This window comes from Streptomyces sp. RGM 3693, from assembly GCF_050471125.1.
GTDB lineage: Bacteria > Actinomycetota > Actinomycetes > Streptomycetales > Streptomycetaceae > Streptomyces.
In genome coordinates, this window is sequence record NZ_JBMPPQ010000001.1 from 3,358,845 (window position 1) to 3,379,751 (window position 20,907).

19 protein-coding genes are annotated in these 20,907 nt (G+C 71.2%); 8 read left to right on the forward strand and 11 right to left on the reverse strand.

Features of this window, described 5'->3' with window-relative positions; genetic code table 11:
- The first annotated feature begins 59 nt into the window (after nucleotides 1–59).
- A complete protein-coding gene (locus ACO0M4_RS14620; RefSeq protein ID WP_430370522.1) occupies nucleotides 60–1,520 on the forward strand; it encodes a N,N-dimethylformamidase beta subunit family domain-containing protein in 1,461 nt (486 codons plus the stop codon).
- Here ACO0M4_RS14620 and ACO0M4_RS14625 read toward each other — a convergent pair.
- Both ACO0M4_RS14625 and ACO0M4_RS14630 read right to left on the reverse strand, forming a co-directional pair.
- Nucleotides 1,504–2,193 (reverse strand): HAD family hydrolase, encoded by a 690-nt coding sequence (locus ACO0M4_RS14625; protein WP_430370523.1) that lies wholly within the window; start codon nucleotides 2,191–2,193, stop codon nucleotides 1,504–1,506. The genes ACO0M4_RS14620 and ACO0M4_RS14625 overlap by 17 nt on opposite strands.
- Before the next feature lie 47 nt (nucleotides 2,194–2,240).
- Complete coding sequence (locus tag ACO0M4_RS14630; protein ID WP_430370524.1) at nucleotides 2,241–3,404, reverse strand: serine/threonine protein kinase; 1,164 nt, start codon at nucleotides 3,402–3,404, stop codon at nucleotides 2,241–2,243.
- Nucleotides 3,405–3,699: 295 nt separating this feature from the next.
- Between ACO0M4_RS14630 and ACO0M4_RS14635 the strand changes: the two genes are divergently transcribed.
- From ACO0M4_RS14635 to ACO0M4_RS14650, 4 genes are all read left to right on the forward strand, one after another.
- Complete coding sequence (locus ACO0M4_RS14635) at nucleotides 3,700–4,992, forward strand: extracellular solute-binding protein (RefSeq protein WP_430370526.1); 1,293 nt, start codon at nucleotides 3,700–3,702, stop codon at nucleotides 4,990–4,992.
- Between the two features lie 5 nt (nucleotides 4,993–4,997).
- Nucleotides 4,998–5,978 carry a carbohydrate ABC transporter permease gene (locus tag ACO0M4_RS14640; RefSeq protein ID WP_430370528.1) on the forward strand — a complete coding sequence of 327 codons (981 nt, stop codon included), beginning with the start codon at nucleotides 4,998–5,000 and terminating at the stop codon, nucleotides 5,976–5,978.
- A complete protein-coding gene (locus ACO0M4_RS14645) occupies nucleotides 5,975–6,835 on the forward strand; it encodes a carbohydrate ABC transporter permease (RefSeq protein WP_430370529.1) in 861 nt (286 codons plus the stop codon). Before ACO0M4_RS14640 ends, ACO0M4_RS14645 begins: the two co-directional genes overlap by 4 nt.
- A gap of 181 nt (nucleotides 6,836–7,016) precedes the next feature.
- On the forward strand, nucleotides 7,017–8,129 hold the full coding sequence (locus ACO0M4_RS14650) for a radical SAM protein (RefSeq protein ID WP_430370531.1): 1,113 nt from the start codon (nucleotides 7,017–7,019) through the stop codon (nucleotides 8,127–8,129).
- Nucleotides 8,130–8,153: 24 nt separating this feature from the next.
- Here the strand turns inward: ACO0M4_RS14650 and ACO0M4_RS14655 are convergent, their stop codons facing one another.
- From ACO0M4_RS14655 to ACO0M4_RS14665, 3 genes are read right to left on the reverse strand one after another with little or no spacing between them, the layout of a single operon-like run.
- Nucleotides 8,154–9,227: a galactokinase gene (locus ACO0M4_RS14655; protein WP_430370533.1), complete on the reverse strand. Its 1,074-nt coding sequence runs from the start codon at nucleotides 9,225–9,227 to the stop codon at nucleotides 8,154–8,156.
- Nucleotides 9,224–9,718, reverse strand: a complete 495-nt coding sequence (locus tag ACO0M4_RS14660) for an NUDIX domain-containing protein (protein ID WP_430370535.1) — start codon at nucleotides 9,716–9,718, stop codon at nucleotides 9,224–9,226. Before ACO0M4_RS14660 ends, ACO0M4_RS14655 begins: the two co-directional genes overlap by 4 nt.
- A 50-nt stretch (nucleotides 9,719–9,768) precedes the next feature.
- Nucleotides 9,769–10,908, reverse strand: coding sequence for an NAD-dependent epimerase/dehydratase family protein (locus ACO0M4_RS14665; protein WP_430370536.1), 1,140 nt, complete (start codon nucleotides 10,906–10,908; stop codon nucleotides 9,769–9,771).
- Between the two features lie 244 nt (nucleotides 10,909–11,152).
- Between ACO0M4_RS14665 and ACO0M4_RS14670 the strand changes: the two genes are divergently transcribed.
- Together ACO0M4_RS14670 and ACO0M4_RS14675 are read left to right on the forward strand one after the other, a co-directional pair.
- Nucleotides 11,153–13,105, forward strand: a complete 1,953-nt coding sequence (locus tag ACO0M4_RS14670) for a hypothetical protein (protein WP_430370537.1) — start codon at nucleotides 11,153–11,155, stop codon at nucleotides 13,103–13,105.
- Nucleotides 13,106–13,507: 402 nt separating this feature from the next.
- A complete protein-coding gene (locus ACO0M4_RS14675; protein ID WP_430370539.1) occupies nucleotides 13,508–14,836 on the forward strand; it encodes a glycosyltransferase 87 family protein in 1,329 nt (442 codons plus the stop codon).
- Between the two features lie 208 nt (nucleotides 14,837–15,044).
- On the opposite strand, the gene ACO0M4_RS14680 is transcribed toward ACO0M4_RS14675, so the two are convergent.
- From ACO0M4_RS14680 to ACO0M4_RS14705, 6 genes are all read right to left on the reverse strand, one after another.
- Nucleotides 15,045–15,641 (reverse strand): Type-2Aa cytolytic delta-endotoxin, encoded by a 597-nt coding sequence (locus ACO0M4_RS14680; RefSeq protein ID WP_430370541.1) that lies wholly within the window; start codon nucleotides 15,639–15,641, stop codon nucleotides 15,045–15,047.
- An 82-nt stretch (nucleotides 15,642–15,723) separates the two neighbouring features.
- Nucleotides 15,724–17,007: an MFS transporter gene (locus ACO0M4_RS14685; RefSeq protein WP_430371386.1), complete on the reverse strand. Its 1,284-nt coding sequence runs from the start codon at nucleotides 17,005–17,007 to the stop codon at nucleotides 15,724–15,726.
- A complete protein-coding gene (locus ACO0M4_RS14690; RefSeq protein WP_430370542.1) occupies nucleotides 17,004–17,432 on the reverse strand; it encodes a MarR family winged helix-turn-helix transcriptional regulator in 429 nt (142 codons plus the stop codon). The genes ACO0M4_RS14685 and ACO0M4_RS14690 overlap by 4 nt, the downstream gene beginning before the upstream one ends.
- Before the next feature lie 135 nt (nucleotides 17,433–17,567).
- Nucleotides 17,568–18,191: a hypothetical protein gene (locus tag ACO0M4_RS14695; protein WP_430370544.1), complete on the reverse strand. Its 624-nt coding sequence runs from the start codon at nucleotides 18,189–18,191 to the stop codon at nucleotides 17,568–17,570.
- Between the two features lie 127 nt (nucleotides 18,192–18,318).
- Entirely contained in the window at nucleotides 18,319–18,624 is a 306-nt protein-coding gene (locus tag ACO0M4_RS14700) for a hypothetical protein (RefSeq protein WP_430370546.1), read from the reverse strand.
- A gap of 193 nt (nucleotides 18,625–18,817) precedes the next feature.
- Nucleotides 18,818–19,567 (reverse strand): HAD family hydrolase, encoded by a 750-nt coding sequence (locus ACO0M4_RS14705; protein WP_430370548.1) that lies wholly within the window; start codon nucleotides 19,565–19,567, stop codon nucleotides 18,818–18,820.
- Nucleotides 19,568–19,690: 123 nt separating this feature from the next.
- On the opposite strand from ACO0M4_RS14705, the gene ACO0M4_RS14710 reads away from it, so the two are divergent.
- Nucleotides 19,691–20,737, forward strand: a complete 1,047-nt coding sequence (locus ACO0M4_RS14710; RefSeq protein WP_430370549.1) for a pyridoxal-phosphate dependent enzyme — start codon at nucleotides 19,691–19,693, stop codon at nucleotides 20,735–20,737.
- Nucleotides 20,738–20,907 lie beyond the last annotated feature (170 nt).

Genomic DNA, 20,907 nt, shown 5'->3' on the forward strand with positions numbered 1-20,907 from the left:
AGTTCTGTTGTCGGTGCCTTGTCCGCGCTCCTAGCATGGCGCGCGTGATAGAGGGATATATGGAACGTGAGAGTGTGCCGGTCGGTCGGCGTCTCGAATTTCATGTGTCGACAGCCGCCGAGGAATTCTGGGTCCGCTTCTACCGCCTGGGGAAGGACCTGTCCTTCATGGCGGAAACCGGACCGTATCCGGGGGTGCCGGCCACCCCGCCACCACACCCGGACGGCGTCCCCGAGCATGCCTCGCCCGCCGTGGACTGGAATTGGCCGACGTATCACCACACCCTTCCCGAGGACTGGCCGCCGGGAATCTATCTCGCCCATTTCATCGAGGGCCCGGAGCATCGGGCCCGGCAGGTACCGCTGCTCGACGACTCCGGAATCGAGGGTTTCGGACGGGAGTTCTTCATCGTCCGTCCGGCCCGGCCCGCGGCGACCGGCGCGCGCATTCTCTACAAGAAATCGACGTACACCCGGCACGCGTACAACCGCTCCGACCGGGCGGACGTCCAGCGGGCCGCCAGCCTCTACGACAACCCGGTCCACCAGCAGGCCGGCCCGGACGGGCCGCGCGGCCACCGGCTCAGTCTGCACCGGCCCGGCGGGGTCATCGACCTCGCCTACTGGGACGCGCCGTTCATCGCCTGGCTGGAGCGCAACGGCTACCACGTCGACTACTGCACCGACCTCGACCTGCACGAGGACCCCGAGCTGCTCGCCCCCTACCGGCTGCTGCTCAGCGTCGGCCACGACGAGTACTGGAGCGCGGCGATGCGCAGCCACGTCGCGGAGTTCGTCCGGGACGGCGGGAACGTGGCGTTCCTGAGCGCCAACACCTGCTGGTGGCGGGTCCACCCGGTGGCGGGGAACACCGCGTTCGTCTCCGACACCGACCACCACGTCGGCGCGGAGTACCCGCACCTTCCGGCCACCGACCAGTGGTGGCTGGCCCCGCCGGACGGCGTCGGCGAACCGGAGAACGCCCTGACCGGGGTCAGCTTCCGCAACGGCGGGATGTGGCCGGGCGAGTGGCCCGGCGACCGGCCGCGCGACGGCTATCGGGTGCAGCACGCGGACCACTGGGTGTACGAGGGCACCGGGCTGCGGGACGGCTCCGACGGCGGGCCGGCCGACGCCCTGGGAGCGGGCACGCCGCTGATCGGCTACGAGTGCGATGGCGCCGCCTTCGCCCGGGACGCGGACGGCGTGGCGCACGCCACCGGGACGGACGGCACGCCCGGGTCCTTTCTCATCCTGGGGATCTATCTCCTCGATCCGGTGCACGACGACTTCCACCACCTGAAATGGGGGCACTGGAACTGCCCGGCGCGCGAACCGGCGATCACCAGCCCGCGCGCCGCCACGATGGGGCTCTACACCGCCGGCGGCACGGTGTTCACGGCCGGGACCACCGACTGGTCGGTGGTCTGCGGCCGGGAACTCGACGCCGGCGTGGTCCGGGTGACCCGCAACGTGCTGGATCGACTCGCCGGTCCGGGCCCGGCTACAACAGACCGCTGAGCGCGGCCAGTGAGGGGATGCGGGCGGCCCCGTCCGGGAGTGGCGGGGCCGTCCCCGCCACCGCCCGGTCGGGGCGCCACAGGTGCACCGCCCGCATCCCGCACGCCAAGGGTCCCGCGACGTCCGCCTCCCACATGTCGCCGACGAACAGGGCCTGTTCGGGGCGGATCTCGCACCGTTCCAGCACTGTCCGGTAGATGAGGGGATGCGGTTTGCGGGCCCCGGCGCGGGCGGAGGGGACCGCGACGTCGACCAGCCCGGCCAGCCCCACGTCCTCCATGGCGCGGTCCAGGTCCCAGTACCAGTTGGAGCAGACCGCCACCGTCAGGCCGCGGGTGCGCAGCCCGGCCAGCGCCGCCGGCACGTCGTCGAAGAGGGCCAGGTGCAGGTCCTTCATGGCCCGATCGATCTCGGCGGCCAGCGGACCGGCCTCCGGCTCGGGTACGCCGCAGGCCAGCGCCCGTCGCCGGAGCCGGTCCAACTCCCAGGCGAGATACGCCCGTTCACTGGTGGAGTGCGCGGTGTGCTCCTCGCCGTCCCGGGGGCCGACGGCCCACTGGTCGCCCCACGCGTCGGCGGCCTCGGCCAGGCCCCGACGGAGGAAGGACGACCGGTGACTGGGCGGCAGCGGCTCGACCAGCCGCACCAGCGTGCCGTAGAAATCGAAGATCACGGCCCGGACGGCGGGCCGGCGGGGCGGTGACGGGGCCGACACCGGCCTCAGTACCGTCCGTGGCGGTGCGGGAAGTAGTCCTCCAGCGTCCCTTCCCGTTCGATGTCGAAGGTGGCGCAGTGCAGTCCACCGCCGAACGGGCCCACCGCGCGGAACGGCACCGGCACGATCTCGAAGCCGTAGCCGGACAGTTGGTCGGCGAGCGCCACTTCCTTCTCCTCGATGCACAGGGTGTTCGGATCGAGGTTGAGCATGTTTCCGGCCAGCCACGGGCTGCAGTACGACAGCTTGGGCGGGTGGTCCCAACTGGCCGGCTGGACCGCCTCGATGATCTCCCAGTCGTTGCGCCGGAAGAACTCCATCAGCTCGGCGTCCGCGAGCCGTTCACCGCAGTGCAGCACCAGTCCGGGGCGCAGCGGCACCCAGGTGGCGTCGATGTGCAGCGGGTGGGTGTTGGTGGAGGTCACCGCGTGCACCCGGTGGTCGGGGAAGTGGCGTTTGAGCCATTGGTAGCCACTGCGGTTGGTGACGAACGACAGCTGGACGAAGAGGTCCTTGCCGAAGCGTGCGATGTCCGCCGCGTCGAACAGCGGCTCCTCCTCGGTCAGGACGAGGTCGTAGTCCCGCACCCGGGCCAACTGCACGTCCGTGGGGAGGGAGTTGTAGGTGTCCCAGAAGCCCGGTTTGTAGGTGGCGTCGGTCAGCCGGGGCTTGGGGGCCGCCTCCCAGCGCATGCGCGGGTCGGCCTTGAACAGGTCCTGGAGCAGTGGCCGGTAACAGAGGTACTCGAACCAGCGGCTGCGGTACGACATGGTGGCTTCGAGGATCTCGTTGCCCACGGTCAGCAGCAGATCGCGCGGCGGCATGCAGCCGGACATGGTCTCCTGGGTCCAGTCCGGGGTGGTGACCTGCTGGTTGAAGTCGACGGGGGTGGGGCGGTCGACGCGGATGCCGCGGCGGCTCAACATCGCGGCGAAGGCGTCGAGTTGCTCGTTGGCCTCGGCGGTCATGTCGGCCGGCATCGGGCCGTAGGTGCCCAGCGGGAACCCGTCGTCGGGGAAGTCCCGTCGGACCGCCGGCTCCGGGGCCTGCACCACCGCGTCGTCGGCGCGCCCGACGACGACGTGCCGCAGGGGATCCCAACCGTTCCAGGAGTTGACCTGCACCGGGCGGTTGGCCGAATCTGCGGCCGTCGTGCCGTACTCAGTCACGTGCAAACCCTTCGATAGGGGACGTGGGTGACACCCGAGCAAAACTGAGGCAGCGGAGGCGGCACCGTCAAGAGCCGATCATTCGGGCAGCGCGCCTTTTGCGTCAAAACAACGGCGGCTTTGCCGCGGCGAACACAAGATCAGCATATGGCCCGGCCTGGCATACGGCTGTTCGCGGAATATTCCAACGGCCAGATCCGGCCGTCGGATTTTCTGGCCGGAAAGACTCCACGAGGTGAGAGGCGAGGCGCCCGGGGTAGATACAGCCGGTTCCGACAACCCGACGGAGGAGATCATGGCCGAACGCATCTCCCGTTTAGCGGCGGGCCTGGGGGCAATGGTTGTGCTGGGCGCGGTGGCCGGCTGTGGCGGCGGCAAACCGGTCGCCGCCGCGGACCGGACCGGGGAACTCACGGTCTGGCTGACCGTGGACGCCCAGGAGAGCTGGCCGGGACTGGTGGCCGAGGTCAACGACCGCTTCCGGAAGACCTATCCCAAGATCAAGGTCACCGTGCAGTACCAGCAGTGGACCACGAAGAACCAGAAGATCGACGCCGCACTCGCCGGGCGGAAAGTCCCCGATGTGGTCGAAATGGGTAACAGTGAGACCACCAATTACATAGTCAACGGCGCCTTCGCGCCCGTCGACCCAGCGAAATTCGATCACTCCGCGGAATGGCTCCCGGCCCTCCGCGATGCCTGCCGCGACGGTGGCAAGACCTACTGCGTCCCATATTACGTAGGTGCCCGAGTGGGCATCTACCGTACCGATCTCCTCGCCCAGGTCGGAGTGCACCGGGCCCCGCGCAGCTATACCGAACTCCACGCCGACCTCGACAAACTCAAGGCGAAATTCGGCGCCGCCGACAAGAATTTCTCTGCCTTCTACATGCCCGGCCGCTATTGGAACGCGGCGATGGCCTTCGTCAAGGACGCCGGCGGCGAGATCGCGGTGTGCAAGGACGGCCGCTGGCACGGCGCGCTCTCCTCCGCCCGGTCCGTGGCCGGACTCACCGCCTGGAAGGACCTCCTCGACGCCTACTACACGGGCGACCGCTCCAAGGACAACGGCGACGAACCGGGCGTCGTCGGCCAGGGCAAGGTCGGCATGTTCTACGGCAACACCTGGGAGGCCAAGGCCGCGACCGACAGCAGGTCGGGCGGCGACCCGGCGCTGCGCGGGAAGTTCGCCACGTTCGCGTTCCCCGGCCCCTCTGGCAAACTCCTGCCACCGTTCCTGGGCGGCTCCACCCTGGCCATCCCCGTCAAGTCCACCCGCCAGGACCTGGCCCAGGACTGGATCCGGCTGTTCACCGACCGCACCTCACAGCGCCGTCTGATAGCCGCCGACACCCTGCCCAACAACACCGCCCAACTCCGGGAGGTGGCCGCCGGCGGCATCAACGGCCCGGCCGCGCAGGCCGCCGAAAACGGTTGGGTGACGCCGCTCGCCCCCGGCTGGGGAGCCGTCGAGAAGTCCAACGTCCTCCCGGAGATGCTCCAGGACATCGCGACCGGGAAACGATCGGTGCCGGACGCCGCGCGGGCCGCGGACCGCCGCATCGACGCCGTGATCAACGAGCGCTGACGGCCGTGGGGACCGTGGATCTGCCGGGACGGCCCCGCGCCGCCCGGCCGCCGCAACGGCCACGGACGGACCGGGCCACCCGTCCGCGGCACACCGTCCGACGGCGGCTGCTGCCGTATCTGCTGATCGCGCCGACCGTGCTCGCGCTCGCCGCGGTCCTCGGCTATCCGCTCGTCGACCTGGTGCTGCTGTCCTTCCAGGACATGACCCGGCGCGAACTGTTCTCCGGGGCCGCGCCGCCCTACGCCGGGCTCGCCAACTACCGCTCGATCCTCTCCGACGGCTTCTTCTGGACCGTCGTCGGCCGCACCGCCCTGTTCACCGTGGCCTGCGTCGCCGCCACGATGGTGCTGTCGCTCCTGGTGGCGCTGCTGATGCGACGGGTGGCGCGGTGGGTGCGGACGACGATGACCGGCGTCCTGGTCGCCGTCTGGGCCATGCCGGTCATGGTGGCGGCGTCCATCTTCCGTTGGCTCTCGGACGCCGACTACGGCATCGTCAACTGGCTCCTCAGCCTGCTGCCGGGACTCGACTTCAGCAAGCACAACTGGTTCGAGAACCCCTGGCAGGGCTTCGCCGTCATCACCGGCGTCGTGGTCTGGGGCGCCGTCCCGTTCGCCGCACTGACCCTCCAGGCCGCGCTCAGCCAGGTCCCCGCCGAACTGGAGGAGGCGGCACTGGTCGACGGCGCCCGCCCCGGCCAGCTGTTCCGGCACGTCACCTGGCCGGTGATCAAACCGTCCGTCGTCCTGGTCACCTCGCTCACCGCCATCTGGGACTTCGGGGTGTTCAACGAGATCTGGCTGATGCGCGGCGGCCAACCGGAGAAGGAGTACTACCTGCTCGGCGTCTACTCGTTCATCCAGTCCTTCGCCGTCAACCGCTACAGCGTCGGCGCGGCCATCGCCGTCCTCACCGTCCTGATGCTGCTGGCCGGCGCGGTCGTCTACGTCCGCCAGCTCGTCCACCTGGGAGCGGCCGAGTGAACACAGTCCCCGGCACCGGGAGCGCGTCCGGCGTCCGCCGCCGACGCCGCACCGCGGCCAACGCCCTCGGCCTCGCCTTCAGCGCACTGATGGCCTTCCCGCTCTACTGGATGCTGCTCACCGCGTTCCGCCCGGCCACCGAGATCCACGCCGACCCGCCGCGCTTCTGGCCCGACCACCTGACGCTGGAGCACTTCCGCCGCGCCCTGAGCACCTCCACGTTCTGGGCCAACGTCCGCTCCAGCGTCCTGATCGGCGCCGGCACCGTGCTGGTCTCCCTGCTGATCGGGACCCTGGCGGCGTTCGCCCTCGCCCGCTTCTCGTTCGCCGGGCGCAAGGCCCTCGTCCTGGTCATCCTCGGCGTCCAGATGATCCCGCTCGCCGGCCTGATCATCCCCATCTACCTGCTGCTCAGCGACGCCGGACTGACCGACAGCCTGCCCGGCGTGATCCTCACCTACCTCGTCTTCATGCTGCCGTTCACCGTCTGGCTGCTGCGCGGCTTCATCGCCGCCGTCCCGGTCGAGCTGGAGGAGGCCGCGATGACCGACGGCTGCACCCGCCTCGGCGCGTTCCGCCGGGTCGTGCTGCCGCTGCTCGCCCCGGGCCTGGTGGCGACCTCCATCTACGCCCTGGTCCAGGCGTGGAACGAGTACGTCCTCGCCTACGTCCTGCTGTCCAGCAACGACAAACAGACCCTCAGCATCTGGCTGGTGTCCTTCCAGACCAGCTTCGGCACCGACTACGGCGCACTGATGGCCGGCGCCACGCTCACCGCCCTCCCCGTCGCCGTCTTCTTCGCCCTCGTCCAGCGGCGGATCGGCGCGGGCCTGACCACCGGTGCGGTCAAAGGGTGACCCGCCGAAGACGGGCCGCCGGCGCGGCTACGGCCCCCCACCGTTGAGCCGCCGCGCCCACCAGCCGCCCGCCCCCGACCACCCCCACCGGGCATGCCGCCCCAGCGCCATGTGGCACGCGCTCGGCCGGCGGACCGACGATCCGCCGGTGTACGCAACCTCCGACCTTGCAGGAGAACACGTGACGTTCGACCGTCTCGACCTGGTGTCCAAGCTGTACCAGCCGTCCGGCTGGCCCCGGATCCTCGAAGCGGCCACCGGGACCCGCTCCAGCGGCCCATTGGTCGTGGACCTGGACCCGACGACCTTCTGCGACCTGGCCTGCCCCGAGTGCATCAGCGGAAAGCTGCTCAACCAGGGGCGCTTCACCCCCGAACGGCTCGCCGAACTGGCCGGTGAACTCGTGGAGATGCAGGTCCGCGCGGTGGTCCTGATAGGCGGCGGGGAACCCCTCGCCCACCGGGGCACCCGCCAGGTCCTACGCGTTCTCGGTGCGGCCGGCATCGCGATCGGCGTGGTCACCAACGGCACCCTGATCAAGCAGAACCTCGCCGAACTCGCCGCCTACGCCTCCTGGGTGCGGGTCTCCATGGACGCCGGCACCAGCGAGACGTACCGGCGCTTCCGCCCCGACCGCAAGGGCCGCAGCGTCTTCGACAAGGTCATCGGCAACATGCGGCTGCTGGCCGAGGCCAAGCGCGGCGCCCTGGGCTACTCGTTCCTCGTCATGACCCGGCAGGAGCCGGACGGCACCGTCGTCAGCAACCACCACGAGGTCCTCCAGGCCGCCGAACTCGCCCACGACATCGGCTGCGACTACTTCGAGACCAAGGCGATGTTCGACGACGGACACCACGTCATCCAGGTGCCGGACGAGATCCTCGCCTCCGTGGATGAGCAGCTCGACAAGGCCGCAGTCCTGGCCGGCGACGGCTTCGAGATCGTCAACTCCTCGACGCTGACCTCCCTGCGGAACCGGGTCGGGCCCGTCCAGGACAAGGACTACCACCGCTGCCGGGTCGCCGAACTGCGCACCCTGGTCACCCCGTCCGGGGTGTACGTCTGCTCGTACCACCGAGGGAACGCCGGCGCCCGGATCGGGGACGCGGTGACCGAAAGCCTTCCCGAGATCTGGCGTACCTCGGACCGCGGCATCGTCGACCCGAGCCGGGACTGCCGCTTCCACTGCGCCCGCCACCGCTCCAACCTCGAACTCGACAGGATCGGGGCCGGAACGGTGGCGGGAACGGTGGCCGCACCGGAGTCCGGTACGGACTACGACCCGTTCATCTAAGGGGCGGGGCGCGGGGAGCCCCGCCTACGGGGTCGGTGCCGCGGCGATCTCCGGTGCCAGGCCCGCCGCGGCCCTGGCCGGGATCACCCGGGCCCGGGGGTGCGCCGGGCCGAGCGCCCGCCGCAGCCGCGCCACCACCTCGGCCTGGTCGGCGGCCGGACAGACGCCGACCAGCGCCCCGCCGCCACCGGCCCCGCTGAGCTTCAACGGGAGCCCGACGGAGCGCAGGGCCAGCTCCCGCAGCTCCTCCAACAGCGGTGTGGACATGCCCTGGAGGTCCCGCATCGCGCAGTGCGCCCGGCTCATCGCCGCACCGAGGCCGGACAGATCACGGCCCCGCACGGCCTCCCACACCGCGGCCGAAGCCGCGTCGGTCCGCTCCCGGTACGCGGCGAGCCGGGCGTCCCCGGCGGCCAACTGCGCGCGCACCGAACGGATGTGGTCGCTGGTGTCCTTCCTGGTCGCCGAGTCGAGCACGACCACCGCCCACTCGTCGGGGAAGGCGGTCCGATGCCGGATCTCCGGCAGACCGGTGGTCCGCCCGTCGAGCAGCAGCAGACCGCCGGCGATGACCGCGAGATGATCCATCCCGCCACCGTTGAAGATCGCGAACTCGAACTCGTACGCCCACTGGGCCAGCGTCCGCGCCGGGACCGGCCAGCTCCCGCCGCCCCCGGCCGCCGGCACCGCGGCCCCGGTGAACGCCCGGAACAGCGCCACGATCAGCGCGGTCGACGACGACAGTCCGCTGGCCGCCGGCGCGTCGCTGTGCGCGGTCACGGCCGGCGGCCGGGCACCGAGGCCGGGCAGCCGTTGGCGCAGGAACGCCCACACCTCGTCCGCCCAGGCACCGGCACCACCGTCCGGTACCGCACCGCCCTCCGGGGCCGCACCGCCGGACGGCCGGGCACCCGGCGGCCGCACCGTGACCGAGGTCATCAGGTCCAGCGCCAGGCTGACCGACCTGCCGCCCAGCCAGTCCAGGTCCTCCCCGGCGAGGCAGGCCCGGCACGGCACCACCGCAGGCCCCGCCGTCGGGGCGGCGTCGGGCATCGCCGCCCCCTCGTCCGCTCCGGACACCGTCGTCGGTCCGTTCATCGGGCCTGGAACCTTCCGGTCGAGCTGAACTCCCGGAACATCTCCAGGACCACAGCGGTGGGCGGATGCAGCGGCCCCGGCGGATCCGCCAGCACCCGGAACTGCGCCCGGGTCACCTCGTCCCGGCCGGGGGAGAGCACCCCGGACCACCGGCGCGCCACGAAACAGAGCGCGAAGCAGTGGGTGATGTCGCCGTTGGGATAGGTCAGGGTGTGGACCGTGGGATCGGACAGGGAGCCGAACGCCTCCAGGTCGCCCCGCTCCACGCGCAGCCCGGTCTCCTCCGCCAGCTCCCGCTGGGCCGTCCCTGCGAAGTCGCTGCCCTCCTCGCACGCACCGGCCGGCAGCTCCCACACACCGGTGTCCGCACGTTGCTGGAACAGCCCCCGGCCGGCCGCGTCCAACAGCAGGACCTGGGCACCGGGCACGAGGAGCGACCGACTGCCCACCTTCTGCCGCAACTCCCAGAGGTACGAGCCGACATAACTCACCTGGATGTCACCTTTCCTGGCGTCTTGTCCATATGTGTGGTGGCAGGTTGTCATGCGGCGGGCTCGGCGGTCAGCCATGACGGCACCGCGTGCGGGGTGGTGGACAGCCAACGCACGTACCGCTCCACGCCCGCCCGGACGTCGATCCGCGGCGCCCAGCGCAGCAGTTCACGGCAGAGCTCGGTGGCCGCATAGCCGCCCAGCGGATCGCCTTCCGGCAGCGGAGTGGTGACGAAGTGCGCCCGAGGGAAATGCGGGGCGATCAGTTCGCCGACCTCGCGGACCGATGTCGGCGCGCCCGTACCGACGTTGACGGTCGCCCCGGCCATTCCCTCTTCCACGAGGGCGAGCGCGGTGGCCGCGGCCACGTCCTCGACGTGGACGAGGTCCCGCACCTGGACTCCGCCCCCGTTGAGCCGCATCGGGCGGCCCAGCCGGGCCTGCATGGACAGCCAGGCGACCATCCACGAGTGGCTGCCGGGCTTGGGTATCTGTGGATCGCCGTAGACGGAGAAGTACCGCAGCACCGCGTACTCCGGGGTGTGCGGTCCGCTCAGCAGCAGCCGGGTCTGATGCTCCGCCCAGAGCTTGGAGTTGGCGTACACCGATACCGGGAGCAACTGCTGGTCCTCGCGGAAGACCTGCGGTCCCCGTATGGCGGCATCGCCGTTCCCGTACACCGCGGCCGACGACACCAGCACCAGCCGGCGCACGTCGGAGACCGCGACCTCCTCCAACACCACCTCGGTGCCCTGGATGTTCGCCCGGAAGGCGGTGTCCGGCCGCCGGGTGCAGGCCGCCACGTCGGCATATGCCGCGGCGTGCACCACGTAGTCGGCACCGGTGAGCACACGGCGTACCGCTTCGCGGTCGCAGATGTCCCCGACCACCACATTCGCTCCGAGGCGGTCGACCCCGAACAGTGTGGAGTGCACCGCATCCGGATAGGCGTCCAGCCGGTCCAGAATCGTCACTTCGGCGTCCGCCCGGCGCAATAGCCGCACCAGTCGGCTGCCGACCAGTCCGGCACCGCCGGTCACCACCACCCGGGAATCCCGGAGTTTCTCCAGTCGCGCCTCCACCGATTCCTCGAAGACATCATGTGCCGGACTCCCCGTTCCGGCAGCGCCATTACCGTTCGCATTGTCGTGCGCCCCGACGTTCTTCTTTCCGTTCACCGTTCCGGGCATGGGTCCCTCTCTTCCCGCATAACGGAGCACGAGCCGGCCCGGCGTGGGCCAGCGGTCAGCATGTCCGGCGCCGATTCCGGTGGCCAGAGCGCCATTTCGGCAGTCTTGCGGCGCGCATCCGGACCGCCGTACTGTCCGGATTCACCTGTGCCGGATCGACCCGGCCCGACACAAAAGCCCGGCGGGCCGGAAAAGCGGAGAACCGGAGGAATTGATGACGCGTTATCGGCTGAGTGGAGCCGTGATGACCCACCCCAAACGCCGTGCGGCGGCGGAACGGCTGGCGCGGGACGCGCCACCGGGAGCGCTGCAGGTCGTCATGGACCCCGACCCGGCCGGCAAACCGTCCGTATTGCGGACCGCACTGTGCGCCTGGGAGGCAATCGAGGACGGCGCCACGCATCAGCTCGTCGTCCAGGACGACATGATCCTTTCCGATACGTTCTTCGAGCGTGCCCGGATGGCGATTGCCGAGATGCCGCACGCCGCTCTCGCGCTTTTCGCGCTCTGGGACTCCCGGAACGGCGCCGCGGTGCGTTTCGGTGCCCTGACGGGTGCCCGATGGGTGGGCGCCGTCAACGAGTACTTCCCCTGCGTGGCCATCATTCTTCCCAGGGAAGTCGCCTCCGGATTTGCGGCTTTCGGCCGACGCCATCTTGACAGCTGGCCCGACGACATCCTGATGAACCACTACTTACGCGCACACGGAATCCCGGCATACGTTTCGGTGCCCAGCCTCGCCGAACACGAGGACCACGGCAGCATCTCCGGCAATGCCTTCCGCGGACCGCGCCGTTCGGTGTGCTTCGTGCCTCAGGACGTTCCCGGGCGCGAAGGGTCGCGGCTGACCGGCCTGCGGGTGCTGCCGTTCTTCAAACAGGGCGTGGCGCAATGCGCAGTACGCGTCGACGACCCCGGCGACGGGCTCGCCCAGGGCAGCGGCCGCTGGCTTCATCTCGACTGCGAGCAGTACCTGGAGGGCGCCGGTGTCCGCCTGGAAAGGCATCAACCAGCCATTGTGCGAATGGCCGAAGACACTACCCCCGAGGCGGCCAAGGGGGCCTGGCTGACCGCCTTCACGATGGGAATCGTCCACCGGAGGGACGGACTCCGCTGCGATCCGTCGACCGCTGGTCCCGACGGCCACTCCGGCCCGGCCCCGGCAACGGGCGCCGCGACGGACGCCTTGCCGGACCCGGCCGTGCTCGCCGAAGCCCTGGCCACCGTGGGCCCCGGCGGGATCAGCTACGCCCAGGCGGAGGACCGGATCGCCGAGCAGCGGGACGAACTGGCGCGGATCACCCTGGCCGGTCTGGAAGCCGGCCACGAGACGGCCGAACGCGCCCGACCGGCCCGCCGGTTCCGCGACGAGCCGTCCGCATCCCACCGGAGCGATTCTCACCGGAGCGCTGCCCACCGAAGCGCTGCCCGCCGGTCCGATTCCCGCCGCCCCGATCCCCGTCGCAGTGACCCCGACCGCAGTACTGCCGACCGCAGTACTGCCGACCGGAGTGCTGCCGACCGGAGCGATCTCCCGCACGTCGAGGTGGTCGGCGCCGCCACCCCCCTCGGCGAACACCTCGTCCGCGGGCTGGCCGACGCCGGACACCGGGTCACCACCTCGCCCCACCGGCCGGCCGGTCACCCCGCCCCCGCACTCCTGGACCTCACCGCCCTCACCCTCCCGCAATCCGAGCCGCCCGGCACCCACCACACTCCGACCCTCACCCTCACCCTCACTCGCCAACTCCCCATCGGTGCCGCCGAGTTCGCCCTCCGTCTCGGTGACCTCTACGGCCCCGGCTGCCCCCACGACTCGCGCATCGGCCGCCTGGTCTGGGACGCCTTGCGCAGCTTCCCGCTGACCCTCGACGACCCCGCCGAACCGCTGCGCCCCCTGCACACCCGCGACCTGGTCGCCGCCCTTTCGGAACTGCTCCGCACGCCACCCCCGGAACCGGTGGTCGGCCTGGCGGACGCCCCGGTCACCGCCCTCGAACTGGCCGAGGCCGTGCGCACCGCGGTCCGCCCCGTCCCCCTCACCCCACCCGGACCCGCCGCGCGCCCCGCCTCCCAGGGCGCCGCCTGGCCTCCGCCCCCACCCGGCTGGAAGCCCGTCACGGAGCTCCACTACGGCCTCCACACCCACGCCCAGTGGCTCGCCTACGAAGGCATCCATCTGGCCCTGGAGGTGTGACCTCCGGGCCGGCCGCCCGCCCCGAACACCGGGGCGGGCGGCGCCTTCCTGGCAACGGCCAACGACCAATGGTCAACGACTAACAACGGCCAACGATCAACGACCACGGGTAACGGCCAACGGGTAACGGGCATCGTGCAACGGGGCCGCCCGGTCGTCGGGAACCACGCATCTCCACCTCCACCTCCACCTCCACCCACGGCTGTATGCGGAGCCCGTATACGGAGCCCGCATGCGGTCTCCGTATACAACCCCTGTATACGCGACGGGTATACAGCGCATGTATAGTCGCCTCATGATCACCAACTTCCCCCCACCTGGCCTGCCCGCATCCGGTATCCACCGGCAGAGGTGCGGCGCGGCTGCCCTCGGCTCCCGGACCGCGCGAAGGGCCGATGCCTGATGCTGCTGGACGTTCGCGCACGGAAGGCGGGCACCGCGGCCGCCGGTAGGTCACCACGCGCCGGCCGGCGGTGGGACTGGCCGCTGCTGGTGGTCTGCGCGGTGTCCGCGCTCGTGGTGGGGCTGCTCTCACCCGCCGACACGTCGCAGGAAGCATGGGGCCTGGCCGCCGCGTTGGGATACGGCTGTGCCGCACTGATCGCGGCGAAGTCGTCCACGCCGTGGGCGCCGACCCCGGCCGTGGTCGCGGTGGTCGGGGCGGCGGTCGTCCCCCTGGTGTACCTGACGGTGATCAGTAAGGCGCAGATGGAAGTCGGCGTGGTGGAACGGGCGGCCGACCTGCTGTTCGCCTCCGGTACCCCGTACCACCCCACACCGCAGGTGGTCCGGGACTTCAATCCCTACCTCCCCGGTATGGCGCTCTTCGGGATACCGCACATGCTGTTCGGCGACACCCCGTTCACCAGCGCCCGGTTGTGGTTCCTGATCGGCTTTCTCGTGGCCGTAGCGGGGGCCGTGCGGGTGCTGACGCGCGGCCGGAACCTGAGCATCGGTCAGGCCGCCACCTCGCGCGGCACCACCGGCCGGACCGGGGTGCTGTGGCTGATCGCCTGCCCCGTCGTCGCGCTCCCGCTCACCATCGGCGGCGTGGACCCGCCGGTCATCGGGTTGATATGCCTGGCCCTCGCCTTCACCCAGCGCGGCGCCGCCGGACGCGCGGGCCTGGCCCTGGGGTTGGCGGCCGCGCTGAAGTGGACCGCCTGGCCGGCCATCCCGGTGCTCGTCGCCGTCCTCGCGGTATCCAAGGGGAAGCGTGCCGCGGCCAAGTGCGCCGTCGGATCCCTGGGGATCGCCGTGTGCGCCGTCCTGCCCGCGGCCCTGGTGGACAGCGGCGCGTTCTACCAGAACGTCGTCCTCTACCCGTTGGGCCTCGGCCCCACGGCGTCCTCCGCCCAGAGTCCCTTGCTCGGGCACCTGATCAGCACGCTCGTCCCCCACGGCGAGACGGTCACTGTGGCACTCATCGGGCTGAGCGCCCTGGGCGTGGGCGCATCGCTCCTGTTCCGCCCGCCGCGGAGCGCCGTGGCCGGCGCCGACCGGCTGGCTCTCGGCCTGATCCTGGCGATCGTGCTGTCCCCGGCGACCCGCATCGGCTACGCCATCTACCCCATCGTCCTGCTCGCCTGGCCCCGCTTCGCCGCCGGCCTGTCGACGGACCGGCCCGACGACCACCGGATCCTGCCGGCACCGACAGCGGACCGGCAGTTGCCGGCGCCGACAGCGGACCGGCAGGACCCGGTGGGGCCGATCTCCCACGTCCCCCGCTGAAGGTGACGGACGCGCTGCTCGGCAACGGGGGCACGGTTCGGGTGCGTGGGGTTCGGCCCCGGCACCGTGCCGCCGTCCGTGCAGCGTTTCCTCCCGGGGCGCCCTGACGCTGGCCGTCGAACTCCGGGCGGGGGCACGGCGGTTGACGTGGGCCGCCGGCCCCTCGTGCCGCCGGGATGGTGGTGGGGATCGCTCCCCACCACCGCCGTCAGGCCGCCGCGTGCACCGGCTGCCGTACCGCCATCGCGTTCAGCCGGATCGCGCACTGGGCGACGTCGTCCATCGCCAGCGCACCGGCCTGGTCCGCGCTCAGCGCGATCGTCACGTTCACGCAGAAGGCGAGGGCGTAGACGTACCCTTCGGTCTCCTCGTCCTGGAGCGCGAACAGCAGGTTGTAGTAGTAGCTCGTGGCGTCGGGGGAGTCACCGTAGAAGGAGAGGTGCGGGCCCTCCTGACCGGCCAGGCCGACGAAGACGTCGGTGAGCGCGGCCTCGGTCCGCTCCCAGAAGGCGGGGTTGCCGAACGGCTGGGTGAGCGCCTGGCGGACGGCCTCCCTGAGCGACATCACCATGACGCCGATGGGCGCGGTCTCCTGGAGCCCCCAACCCCGGACGATCTTCACGGTCGAACCTTCGGGGATGGCGTTCGCGGCCCGGCTGATCTCGCCGAAGTCGAAGTCCACGGTTGCCGGCGCGATCGCGTACTGGAAGGTGTCGGCAATGGCCTGTACCTGTCCCAGGACGGCGGGGCTCACCTCGAAGACCGTCTTGAAGGCCGTCTTCTCGGTGGTGGATTGGTCGGACATGACTGCTCCTCACATGCGGGAAAGATCGCGTCGCGCCGACGGGCAAGTATGCCTCTGTCGCTCTCCGCCCCTTCCACCACCCTCACCCCGGAGCCGGCAGGCCGTCCACGTCACCCGCGTCACCGGGATCGGCGCCGTCGGCCGCACCGGTGGAACCCCGTCGCAACCCCGGCGTCGCAACTCCCACCCACACCACCGCCACCACGCACAACACCCCGCCACTCACCAGCGCCGCCACCCCCGACGTCGCATCCGCCACCACCCCGCCCCGCATGTTGCCGACGTCCGGACCGGCCTGCCCCACGATCTGTTCGGCGGCGCCGACCCGGCCCAGCAGCGCGTTCGGGGTGTGCGCCTGGACGAGGGTGTTCCGGGACACCACGGAAACGGTGTCCGCCGCACCCGCCAGGACCAGGCAGGCAAGCCCCGGCCACCTGCCGGGCGCGAGGCCGAACAGGGTGATCGCCAGGCCCCAGGCGGCCGACCCACCGAGCATGACCAGACTGGGCCGCGGAAGCCGGGTGAACGTCCCGGAGAAGAGCGACGCACCGATGCCGCCGACCGCGATCGCGGACAGGAACAGGCCGAGCGTGCGCGGATCGCCCCCGAACCGCTCGGCGTTGACCAGCGGGAACAGGCTGATCGGCATCGACAACACGGTGGTTGCCAGATCCGTCAGCAGCGCCCCGCGAATGACGGGTGTGCGGACCAGGAAGACCAGCCCGTCCCGGACGCCCCGCACCCCGGAACGGGCCGTCGTCCCGCCCTCCGCGGTGATCGACGGCAGCCTGCACGCCCCGTACAACGTCCCGGCGAAGCTGACCGCGTCGATCGCGTAACAGGCACCGACCCCCAGCCCACCCAGCACCAGTCCGGCCAACGCCGGTCCGACCAACATCGCGCCCTGGAAGGAGATCCGCCGCAGCGCCAGCCCGGCCGCCAACTGCTCCCGGGGCAGCAACGCCGGAACGAACGTCTTCGACGCCGGCCCGCCCCCCGCCACGAAACAGGACTGCACCGCCACCAGCAGCACCACCCCCACCACCGGTACGCCGCCGACGAGCGCCTGTACCGCGAGCAACACCGAAGAAACGGCCTGTCCGGCCGTCATCGCCAGATAGAACTTCCGCCGGTCCACCCGGTCGACGACCGCCCCGGCGAAGAGCCCCAGCGCGATGAGCGGCACGGCCTGGGCCAGCGCGACCGCACCGGTCCAGGTGGTGCTGTGCGTCGCCTGCCAAACCTGGAACATCACGGCGACCACCGTCATCTGGCCACCGAACCCGGACAGCGTCTGCCCGACCCACAGCCGCCGGAAGGCCGGCGACGCACGCAGTGGCGAGACGTCGATCAGCGCGCGCCTCATTCCCACGCGGGATCCTCGGCGAGCTTCTCCGCGATCCGGTCGTGGAAGCTCTTGCGTTCCAGTGCCTGCTCGATGTCGACGACGACCCTGCTGAGCGGATACGGCACCTCGGCCTCGATCTCGGCGAGCGCGGCCTCGGTGGCCCGCCACTCCGCCGCCAGTCGCCCGATGACCTTCCGGGTCTTCGCCGTGAGCGTCACCTTCTTGCTGCGCGCGTCCTCACCGGGCACGGTCTCGACCCAGCCGGCCGCCCGCATCGCGGCCACCTTCTGACTGAGCGCCGAATGCGTGAGGCCGACCGACTCCGCCAACTCGCCGATGGTCATCGGCCCGTGGGCGTTGAGCCGCAGCATCTCCCGTACGAAGCTCGGCTTCAGACCCTCGATCCGACGCTCCGAGTAGACCCGCGCGATCTCCGCATCCATCGCCTCCTGGAGCGCCCGCAACGGCCGCCAGAGACTCTCCCGACTCGGATCGCCCGCGGCCCCCGTCGCAGTCCCTCGCCCGTCCGCCCTCTCCTCACCCATCCCACCACAATAACAGCACTTATATAAGTGCTGTCACGATTCTTTCGAGGGCCGTGCCGAGACGACCGCCAGGACCGCGTCGGCGAGTTCGCCGGGCGACCGACCGTCCCCGGCGTCGAGGAGATCGAGGCCCAGGCGGTGCACGACGGACAGCATGAGCTCCTGGTAACGCTCGGTCCGGGCCAGGAACTTGTCCATGAGGTGCCGTTCCTCGGCCGTTGCCGTCGCATAGCCGCCGCCGGCGTGCACCCGGGAGCGCACCACGCCCTGATCGGCGGCGAGCCATACGGCGGCGGTGTGCGGGACCGTCAGCCCGGCGACTTGGGCGGGCCACAGCGCCGAGCCCTCCAGAACGAGCCCCGTCTCCGCCTCCGCCCCGGTCGCATGGGCGGTGATCAGCGCCTCGATGCGGGGCCAGAGCCGCGCATAGTGATCGAGGACGGAGTCGATCAGCTCGTCCACCGGGAGCGTGGCGTAGTGCTCGGCGACATGCGCCGGGACGGCCCGTTCCGGTGTCCGCCAGGGGCGCCCCGGATGCCGGGCCAGTCTGTCCGTCGACCGGTAGGCGAACCGCAGCCGCTGCGCGACCACTTGGGCCACCGTCGACTTGCCGACATTCGAGGTCCCTCCGATGAGCACCACCCGCACGCCGCGCATGCCGGCGACCATAGCCCAGTCACCGGCCGGCAGCACCGGTGAAGCGGCCGCCGGCGCAGCGATCCGGCCAGCGGCTCACTTCCCCGTTGACGAGGTGCGACGGCTCCCCGTCGATCCTGCTCCGCAGTCAGCCGTCGTCCCCTACGGCGACAAGGCGGCGGGCCGCTCGCCGGCCCGCGTAGCGCTCCTTGCGGTTGCCGGCCTTGACGAACCCCTGCCACTCCTTGACGCACCCGCGCGCATGGCATCCTGCGCAACAGGTGCGGCCGAACAGCAGCATGCCGGGGTGTTCCCACCGGCACCGGGTGTCGGGGGTCTCCCGCGTCGGTCGGGGCGGCAGGTCGCAGACGCCGTAGCGGTGATCGTGGACCGGCCGTGGGCCGTGCTCGGCGTGGCGCACCCACAAGGGCTTCGTTTTGTCCGTACGGGACATCGCGTTCCTTCCGGAACCGCCACCCGGGCTCCCGGACTTTCCGGGCGGGCGGCCAGGTTCGCCACTTCACGGCGTCACGCTCCTTCCGCTTCCTCGAACTACGCTGCCCTCCACGGGAGTGGAAAGCCTTTCAGGCTATCGGCAGCCCCGGGGCCGCACGCAAGTACGTCACGGCGGGCGGGCACCTCACGCGTCACGAGCCGATCGCGGCGAGGCGCAGTACCGCCGCCAGCCCGCGGTACGAGCCGGCTGCGGCGCCCGCGGGCAGGACGTAGGAGCGCAGACCGGCGCCGACCGCGCCACCGTCCTTCGCGGGATGGTCGCCCACCATGAGCGTCGCGGCCGGCTCGACGCCGAGTTCCTCGCAGGCGTGGTGGAACAGCCGCGGATCCGGCTTCTCGGTGGCGTGTTCGTAGGAGTGCACCCAGGAGGAGAAGTAGGAGTCCAGGCGGTGGTGAGCGAAGGTGGGGCGCAGGTCCCAGCCGACATCGCTGACGATGCCCAACGCCAGGCCGCTGTCCGCCAGTCGTCGCAGCGTGGACCCGGTGTCGGCGTACGGCTGCCACTGCTCGGGGGTTTTGAGGTGCGCGTACAGCGCGTCGGCGAACGGTGCCAGTTCGGGCGCCGAGGAGTACCAGGTGGTGAAGGCGTGCCGGTGCGCCTCCGGTGAGACGTCGCGGGCGCGCTGCGCCGCCACCACGACGGGGTCGGCGAGACCTGCCTCAAGTCCGTTGAGAATGCGCTCCATTGTCGCGTCGTCGACCGGCTGCGGGAGCGCCGCCCGGATCCGTTCCGAGTACGAGCGGATCTGGAACAGCGTCCCGGAGAAGTCGAAGAGCACGGCCCGGACCGGGGGTTCCGCCATCGGGTGCGGTCCCGGGGCATGGGCGGCGGGGGACACGCGCAGGGGGCCTTCTGGGCCGCAGACGGGGATGCGATGCATGCGGTCTTTGTATCGCGGGTCAGCGTCTGTGCCGGGGCAGTTCGTGGCGCCGGCTGCACGTAGGGTGGAGGGAGGGGGCTGGCCGTCCTTCGAGGAAGAGTTGTGGGGAGTGAGGGGCGAGCGATGGGTGAGGACCTGAGCTACGACGAGGTGACGGCTGCGGCCGGGCGGATCGCCGGGCAGGTGCGGCCGCTCGCCGTCGCGCCGCTCGATGTGGCGGCGTTCCAGCGGAGCACGACGGGAGCGGCGGGCACGGAGGGTGCGGCGGAGCCGCCCGGCAGCGGGCCGGTGTGGTTGGGGTTGGAGTACATGCAGCACACCGGGTCGTTCAAGGCCCGCGGCGCGCAGAACTTCCTGCTGGCGCACCGTGCCGCCGGAACCCTGCCGGACGTCGGCGTCACCCTCGCCTCCGGCGGCAATGCGGGACTGGCCGGTGCCTGGGCCGCGCAGCAGCAGGGCGTGCCCGCCACCATCTTCCTGCCGAAGAACGCACCGGAGGTGAAGGTCGCGAAACTGGCGGCGTACGGGTCCGAGGTGCGACTCGTGGGCGCGGAGTACGCGGAGGCACTGGCGGCGTGCCGGGAGTTCGCCGCCGCGACCGGCGCGCTCGCCTCGCACGCGTACGACCACCCGTTGATCGCCGCCGGTGCGGGAACCGTGCTGGACGAGCTCCGCGCCCAGGTGCCGGACCTGGACACCGTCGTCGTCGCGGTCGGTGGCGGGGGACTGTTCGCGGGAGTGGCGGCCGCCGCCCGACACCACGGCATCCGCGTCATCGCCGCCGAACCGGAGAACTGCTGTGCCTTGAACGCCGCCGTGCGGGCCGGACGGCCGGTCGACGTCACGGTGGATTCGGTGGCCGCGGACTCCTTGGGCGCCCGGCGGGCCTCCGCGCTGGCCTTGCACGCCGCGCAACAGGACGGGGTGTACTGCGTGACCGTGTCCGACGCCGAGATCGTGCGCGCCCGCGCGCTGCTGTGGGCGGAGCAGCGCATCGCGGTCGAGCATGCGGCGGGCGCCGCATTGGCCGCCTGGGCCGCATGGCAGGCGAGCCCCCTCGATGCGGAGGATGCCTGGCCGCCCCGCGGGGGTGCGGAGCCAGGCAAGGGAACGACGACCGGCATCGTGCTGTGCGGAGCCAACACCGACGTCCGGACATTGGTCGGTTGACGAGCCGGGGCGGCAGCTTCGGGGCCGAGCACAGCGACCTGCGGACTGCGGACTGCGGGCCCGGGACGGGGGCCGCCGTGCACCCTTGGCGGCGCGACCGGCGGCGGACCATTCAGCGATCGACCCAGCGATCCACTCAGCGACTCAGCGATCGACTCAGCGACTCAGCG

Bases quoted from the DNA above. Each gene is read 5' to 3' on its own strand.
- ACO0M4_RS14620 (WP_430370522.1), top strand. From the start codon at position 60: ATGGAACGTGAGAGTGTGCCGGTCGGTCGGCGTCTCGAATTTCATGTG.
- ACO0M4_RS14635 (WP_430370526.1), top strand. From the start codon at position 3,700: ATGGCCGAACGCATCTCCCGTTTAGCGGCGGGCCTGGGGGCAATGGTT.
- ACO0M4_RS14655 (WP_430370533.1), bottom strand. From the start codon at position 9,227: ATGAACGGACCGACGACGGTGTCCGGAGCGGACGAGGGGGCGGCGATG.
- ACO0M4_RS14665 (WP_430370536.1), bottom strand. From the start codon at position 10,908: ATGCCCGGAACGGTGAACGGAAAGAAGAACGTCGGGGCGCACGACAAT.
- ACO0M4_RS14670 (WP_430370537.1), top strand. From the start codon at position 11,153: ATGACCCACCCCAAACGCCGTGCGGCGGCGGAACGGCTGGCGCGGGAC.
- ACO0M4_RS14675 (WP_430370539.1), top strand. From the start codon at position 13,508: ATGCTGCTGGACGTTCGCGCACGGAAGGCGGGCACCGCGGCCGCCGGT.
- ACO0M4_RS14680 (WP_430370541.1), bottom strand. From the start codon at position 15,641: ATGTCCGACCAATCCACCACCGAGAAGACGGCCTTCAAGACGGTCTTC.
- ACO0M4_RS14685 (WP_430371386.1), bottom strand. From the start codon at position 17,007: ATGAGGCGCGCGCTGATCGACGTCTCGCCACTGCGTGCGTCGCCGGCC.
- ACO0M4_RS14690 (WP_430370542.1), bottom strand. From the start codon at position 17,432: ATGGATGCGGAGATCGCGCGGGTCTACTCGGAGCGTCGGATCGAGGGT.
- ACO0M4_RS14695 (WP_430370544.1), bottom strand. From the start codon at position 18,191: ATGCGCGGCGTGCGGGTGGTGCTCATCGGAGGGACCTCGAATGTCGGC.
- ACO0M4_RS14700 (WP_430370546.1), bottom strand. From the start codon at position 18,624: ATGTCCCGTACGGACAAAACGAAGCCCTTGTGGGTGCGCCACGCCGAG.
- ACO0M4_RS14705 (WP_430370548.1), bottom strand. From the start codon at position 19,567: ATGCATCGCATCCCCGTCTGCGGCCCAGAAGGCCCCCTGCGCGTGTCC.
- ACO0M4_RS14710 (WP_430370549.1), top strand. From the start codon at position 19,691: ATGGGTGAGGACCTGAGCTACGACGAGGTGACGGCTGCGGCCGGGCGG.